General features: G+C 64.2%; 9 protein-coding genes. 2 read left to right on the forward strand and 7 right to left on the reverse strand.

From position 1 onward, the window contains the following. The 4 genes from A5906_RS24230 to A5906_RS24245 all read right to left on the reverse strand — a co-directional run. A partial coding sequence (locus A5906_RS24230) for an FkbM family methyltransferase (protein WP_080137800.1) occupies positions 1 to 791 on the reverse strand: 791 nt, incomplete at its 3' end. Positions 792 to 873: 82 nt separating this feature from the next. Next, positions 874 to 1362: a hypothetical protein gene (locus A5906_RS24235; RefSeq protein ID WP_080137801.1), complete on the reverse strand. Its 489-nt coding sequence runs from the start codon at positions 1360 to 1362 to the stop codon at positions 874 to 876. Positions 1363 to 1378: 16 nt separating this feature from the next. Next, positions 1379 to 1975, reverse strand: coding sequence for a hypothetical protein (locus tag A5906_RS24240; protein ID WP_080137802.1), 597 nt, complete (start codon positions 1973 to 1975; stop codon positions 1379 to 1381). A 179-nt stretch (positions 1976 to 2154) separates the two neighbouring features. Then, entirely contained in the window at positions 2155 to 2778 is a 624-nt protein-coding gene (locus tag A5906_RS24245; RefSeq protein ID WP_080138246.1) for a cell envelope biogenesis protein TolA, read from the reverse strand. A 293-nt stretch (positions 2779 to 3071) separates the two neighbouring features. Here A5906_RS24245 and A5906_RS43120 point away from each other — a divergent pair, with 293 nt between their 5' ends. Both A5906_RS43120 and A5906_RS24250 read left to right on the forward strand, forming a co-directional pair. Beyond that, entirely contained in the window at positions 3072 to 3245 is a 174-nt protein-coding gene (locus A5906_RS43120; protein WP_167523421.1) for a hypothetical protein, read from the forward strand. Between the two features lie 99 nt (positions 3246 to 3344). After that, complete coding sequence (locus A5906_RS24250; RefSeq protein ID WP_080137803.1) at positions 3345 to 3695, forward strand: zinc ribbon domain-containing protein YjdM; 351 nt, start codon at positions 3345 to 3347, stop codon at positions 3693 to 3695. A gap of 271 nt (positions 3696 to 3966) precedes the next feature. Here the strand turns inward: A5906_RS24250 and A5906_RS24255 are convergent, their stop codons facing one another. From A5906_RS24255 to A5906_RS24260, 3 genes are all read right to left on the reverse strand, one after another. Beyond that, positions 3967 to 4887 carry a DMT family transporter gene (locus A5906_RS24255; RefSeq protein ID WP_080137804.1) on the reverse strand — a complete coding sequence of 307 codons (921 nt, stop codon included), beginning with the start codon at positions 4885 to 4887 and terminating at the stop codon, positions 3967 to 3969. A 116-nt stretch (positions 4888 to 5003) separates the two neighbouring features. Beyond that, positions 5004 to 5150, reverse strand: a complete 147-nt coding sequence (locus A5906_RS43125; protein WP_167523422.1) for a hypothetical protein — start codon at positions 5148 to 5150, stop codon at positions 5004 to 5006. Between the two features lie 314 nt (positions 5151 to 5464). Then, positions 5465 to 5713: a hypothetical protein gene (locus tag A5906_RS24260; RefSeq protein WP_080137805.1), complete on the reverse strand. Its 249-nt coding sequence runs from the start codon at positions 5711 to 5713 to the stop codon at positions 5465 to 5467. Positions 5714 to 5940 lie beyond the last annotated feature (227 nt).

Consider the following 5940-nt stretch of genomic DNA (forward strand, 5'->3'; position numbering starts at 1 on the left):
GGCGGGATGATATCCTTCAGGCTCGCATCGCTTTGATGGATGGCGAGAATGTTGATGCCCAGAGGCATCAACTGATAGCCGTTGTCCGACAGCCACTGCGCGAGCTGGAGCTTGTCCGTCTTGATCGCCTCGATCAGCAGGATCGGGCGATAGGTCCTGATTGTCTCCCGGGCGCCCGCGAGGACCTCCATCTCCATGCCTTCGACATCGATCTTGATGAAATCGACCCGCGGCACATCGAGCTCGTCCAGCATCATCTTGCGGATGGCGACGGTGTTCTGTGCATAGTCGATCGGCTGACCGATGAATTCGTTGCTCGGGCGCGGCCGCAGTTCCAGGCTGCCGAAGCTGGACGGCGTGAAATAGTTCGGATTCGGAATCTGCATCATGCCGGATTCGGACAACACGGCCGCATGCACCGCGAACGCATTGAAGCAGTTGTTGATGGCGATATTGCCCGCCAGCGCGTAGAAGATCCGTTCCTGGGCTTCCACCGCGACCACCGATCCCCACCCCGTCATCGCTGAGGCCCATTCGATCGTGTGCACGCCGATATTCGCACCGCAATCGATGGCGATCACGCCATCGCCATGATGCCGCCGTCGCAATGCCAGCAGTTCGAGCGCGATCTTGACCTCGCCTGGATCGAAGGCGGCCGTCTCGAGGATCTGAAACCCGACGCCATAGCCGCGGTCGGGAGCGGTCATGCGATAGTCGAAGCGATTGACGATCATCGTCCCGTGATTGGACGCGGCCAAGACAAAGGCCAGCTTTTGCCCCGCGATCGGCATTGCAGAATCTCCCTGCGCTCGGAGTGGAGGCCACCATCGCAATGCCCGCTTGTGCGGGGCTTGCCCCGGCGGCGACATCCGGTCAGCGCCGGGAGTCGCGCCTGGCCTGTGCCCTCTTGTTGGCCTGTGAAACCCGTCCAACCTTCGAGGGAGGGAGTTTGACGGCTCGACGACGGCTCGGCAGTGCACGCATGCCGTCATGGGGCGTCGGATGATTGGCCGGGCGCGCGAACTGCCTCGCCCGGCGCAGCGCCAGCGCCCGTCGGGCGGCTTCTCCCAGCTCGCGCCTTGCTTCAAAATTCTGCAGCCGTCGCAGCTCCTTGTTGACGCGCTTGAGGGCGGCAACAAAAACCTCCTTGCGCCGGAACGTGCTTGCCCCCGCCCCCGGCGTGCGGCGACCGCCGGGATCGGCCGAACCCTTCGCGACGCGTCGCTGGCGGTGCGCGAGCGTGCGTTCCTTGTCGCTGAGGTCACGCAGGAGGCTGCGCAATTTCTCCAGTGCCGTGCGATCGACCTCTCCGATCGCGGGATGGTGCGACGTCAGAACGATCTGCTGCTCTTCGTGGTTCAAGATGCTGGACTCGAATTTACATGGCCTCGACATCCTTCTCCTCCTTTGACGAACGGGAAAGCCAGGGGACGTCGCTGTCGAGCGCGACGTCGGCAGCCGCGAGCCGACGGAAAAGCGCCCTGCGCCGGGCAATCGGGGGCCAGGCGTAAAGAAAGATGTCGGACGGCTTCCAGATCGCAACCCAGCCGAAGACCAGGAAGCTCTCCTGCAGGATGTGCGACACGGGACTCGCGTCCAGTTTTCGCAGCAGGAGCCAGCCGAGCACCAGGCATAACGACAGGATGGAAAGGCCAACCGCGAGCGAGAACCGTCCGGTCCTGAACAGCTCACGCATCTCGCGGGTCATCGCCTCATTTCTGAGGTCGAAATGATCCTTTACCGCGGTGACGATGTCGCTCGCGGACGCCCGCGACAGCTCGTCTGACGGCAGATGAATGACGATCGCGATCGGCGCATCGACTGGCAACTCCTGCGCGCGGCCGACGATGTAGTCTTCGGCGTCGAGCGCAAGCTCGCTTTCCCTGAATGGCGACGGATCCAGCGTGTTGAAGAGCTGCGACACCTTCCGAAGCTTCAGCTCGATGCGGCCGGTCGGCATGGCCATGGCATCCATTGCAAGCCATCGTCACGTTTGCCGTGCCAACCTGTCCCGACCAATGGCTTGCCGCCATCGGGAAATGTACTGGGGAGCGGCGGCGTCGTCCCGATATGGACTTTTCGACGGTTATGGCAGCAAGCTTGACCCGGATGAGCGGCTNGCCGTAGCCGCGGCGGCGCGCGGTTCACGCTGCTTTACTCGCGCGCCCGGCGCAACGCCTCGACCAGCTTCGTCCTCTGCTTGGCCCAGCGGGACTCTTCAACGTCGGCGCGCTCATCGAGCGCGGCCCGCGCGGTTTCGATCTCCTCGGTTCGCGCCTCGTGCTCCCGCCTCGCCTTATCAAGCGCAGCCTCGGCCGCGGCGACCGCCTTCTCCCGGCGCGCCTGCTCCTTGGCGCGGGCGGCCTCTTCCTTGCGGCGCTCGGCCTCGCGCCGCTGCTCCTCCTTCGCGAACGAAGCGGCGGCCTTGCGCGCCTGCTTGTCGTCGATCTTGCCGGCTGCTTTCGGTGCCGGCCTCGCCGGACGCCGCTTCGATCGCGGCCTGGCATCGCCGTCGGCGAGATCGGTCGGCAGCTCCGCGCTCTCGGTGAACGGACCGTCCGATCCGACCGGACGCCGGAGCACGACGCCTGGCTTGGCCATGGTCGCGGCGACGATGCCGGGATCGTCGGTCTCACGCGCCACGCCCTGATGGAACAGATTGGAGCTGGCGCCCCAGGCCTGAAGCGCCGCCTTCATCGAGGGCGCGGCGATGGCCTGGTCGTAGAAGCCGAGCGAGGTCTGGTAGGTCTTCAGTCGTCTCTTGAGTTGTTTCGGCATGTCGCCCCGCGGCCTGCGACGCATCAACTCCCGGCCGTCGCACGGCGCCACCATGCCATCATGCGCCTGTTTTGCCCGACGGGTCAAATCTCGTTCGGTATCGCCGAAGTCGGTGGCAGGCTTTCACGTCTCGCCCCTCGCCATTCCTCCCACAGGCCGGCTTTGCCCTCGCACGAATCTCGGGATCGCAGGCCTTCGAAATCCCTGGTGTTTTCTACTGTGCATGGGGTTGTTTTCGATGTTTCTTTTGCGGGGCGCGTAACTTGGCATCGCAATCCGCAGGAAGGATCACCATGAACGGCAATCGCTATTACGGCGTCCGCGGCGAGGGCGCGAAATACGGCGTGGGCTTCGGCTCGGCGCTCGCCATTGCGATCTCCTACACCAACAACCATTCGATCCTGTGGGCGATCATCCATGGCATCCTGGGCTGGCTCTACGTGATCTTCGCGGCGCTCTTCCGGTGATATCGCACCGCCAGGCGACGACCGTCAGCAGCTTTTCCTTGCTTTCCCGGTTCCCGCCCCTACGGTCGCGCCGCGAACGAACCTTTGAACGAGACAGATATGACCGACACGATGAAATGCCCCGCGTGCAGCTCCGAACACGCCTATCAGGACCGCGACCTCTGGGTCTGCCCGGAGTGCGGCCACGAGTGGAGCGGCGCGGCGGATGCGGCTGCCGATACGGCGGCAGACGCCGGCGTGCGCGATGCCAATGGCAATGTGCTCAGCGACGGCGACAGCGTCATCGTGGTCAAGGATCTCAAGATCAAGGGCTCCTCCTCGGTCGTGAAAGGCGGCACCAAGGTGCGCAACATCCGCCTCCAGGATGCCAGCGACGGTCACAACATCGCCTGCAAGATCGACGGCATCGGCGCCATGAACCTGAAGTCGGAATTCGTCAGGAAGGCGTAGCCCGAGACAGCGTGCCCGCGCGGTAAGGCTAACGGGGGTTCCCTCCCTGGAACACACGATTTCCGCTTATCCCGGCCCAAAATGCGTGTAAGCTCATTCCTGCCGGGGAGGCGTTTGAAGAGCGTAGGTATTTTGTTCAACCCGGGGCTGGATCCTTTTGAATACGCGTTTGATTGCATCACTGCTTTAAGACTTGAATGGCCGCCCTCTGGGCGGCCTTCCGTTTTTCGGGATGCGTGATCGCTCTCGCTCACCCGCGTCGAGGTCGGGTCTACCGCTGCCTCTGCGCCAGATAGAACCCGCACAGCACCGTCGCGAGACCCACGGTCTGCAGCAGCGTCGGCGGTTCGCCAAGCAGGAGCCAGCCGGTCAGGAGCGTCAGGGCGGGCACGCAGGCCGGAAACACCGCGGCGCGCGCGACGCCGAGGCGCTGCACCGAGACCGCGAACAGATAGAGCGCGGCCGGACCTGCGAGCACGCCCTGCGCCAGCGCCTGGATGGCGTTTTCGGTCATGCCGATCGCCGCAATGCGGGCGAGCCCGCCGGTGGCGATGTAGAGCGGCAGCAGCAATAGCGACAGGACGTTGATGACCAGCGCGGCCGAGACGGCCGAGACGCGCCAGTGCCGCAGCGCTGCGCCGAATCCGGCGAACATCAATCCGGTCAGCACGAAGATCAGATCGCCCTGCACGCCCTCGGCGCCGATATGGCCGATCGATTCCGCGCCGATGACGCCGAGCCCGGCGACGATGATGATGGCGCCCGCGAGCCGCGAGGCGGAGATCCTCTCTTTCAGCACCAATGCGGCGAGCAGGAGGCCGCCCAGCGTGGCGCAGGACGGCTGTATCACGCTGCCATGGCCGAGCGGCACGAACAGGAAGCCGGTGTAGGAGATCAGCGACATCACGGGGCCGCCGAGCACCATCAGCGCAAGGCCCCTGCCCCAGCCGATGCCGCAGAGATCGGAGATGCCGGCGCGTGCGACCAGCGGCAGGAACGCGATGCCGGACCAGACATAGCGATGCACGAGCAGATCGACCGGCGTGAAGCCGACCTTGAGTCCATGTCGCGTGCCGGCAAAGCCCAGCGCCCAAAACAGCGCCGCCGACAGGCCGCACGCCACGCCAAGAAGCGCCGGCGCCGCATCATTGTTCTGAGTGAGAGCGTCAGCGCCGCTCGTCCGCTGATCCATGGATGAGCGATAGGCTGTCAGGGGCCGCGGCTCAACCCATGTGGGCGCAGGGCTGGCACGCAACGTCGTGACGTAAGGTGTGTAGCGCGAATTGCGCGCCGCTCGAGCAGTGGTGATCAGAACAGCCCGGGGCTGAGATCGAGGCCGTAGGTCAGGCTGAGCACGAACACGAACAGCGCGGCGGCCGCGAACAACGCAAGATGCCTGACAATGAATTCGCGCGGCGAGGTGCTGGCAACAACGGCTTTCTGCGCAACGGGCATGAACGACCTCCAGTATGATTCGAGAAATTGGCCGCTCAATAAGCGGCGCGCGCATCAGGCGCCGCGATTTCCGAAACAACTATTAAGAGGATCACACACGTCTTGAACGGCCGTACACAATGACGGTATCGCGCGGTTCTTTTTCGATTTCGAATTCTCGATCCGCGCATGCGCGCACGAAAACGTGCGGCTCCCCGCCACAAAGAAAAAACCGCGCTCCCGGAGGAACGCGGTTCCGACGCCATGCGTGGCCTTCTAAAAACCCGAATCCTGCGCTAGGCACGATGCGTCAGCACTGTGCTAGGCGCGGACGCTTAGCGGGCCGAACCCACCGTCGCGGTCTTCACCTTGCGCGGCGCGAGGACGGCGGCCTGAAGCGCCGTGACGCTGGTGGCGGGCGCCGACACCTGCTGCTCGACATGGCCGGCACCGAGCACGCGGATCTGCACGGGGGACGCCGGCATGCCATAGGCCTCATAGGCCGGCAGCTCGGCGGCGAAGGTGGCAGTCGATCCCGTGATGGCGAGGACGGCGGCTGCGATCGACAAAGTCTTCTTGTTCATTGGTGATGCTCCAGAAGGAAGTTTCGGAGCACATCTAAGCCTGATTTGCTGCATTGCGATATGCGTTGGTGCAACGCAATAACGCGTCTCATGCATGGCAATATGTTTAACACGCCCAACACCTTGGACGGATTCCCTGATTCGGCGGTCAGCCGCCGAGCACGTTGCCCCAACCGTCGAAGACGTAGGCCTTCCAGGCCACTGTCCCATCGCCGCGGAGGCGGCTG

This window comes from Bradyrhizobium sacchari (genome assembly GCF_002068095.1).
Lineage (GTDB): Bacteria > Pseudomonadota > Alphaproteobacteria > Rhizobiales > Xanthobacteraceae > Bradyrhizobium > Bradyrhizobium sacchari.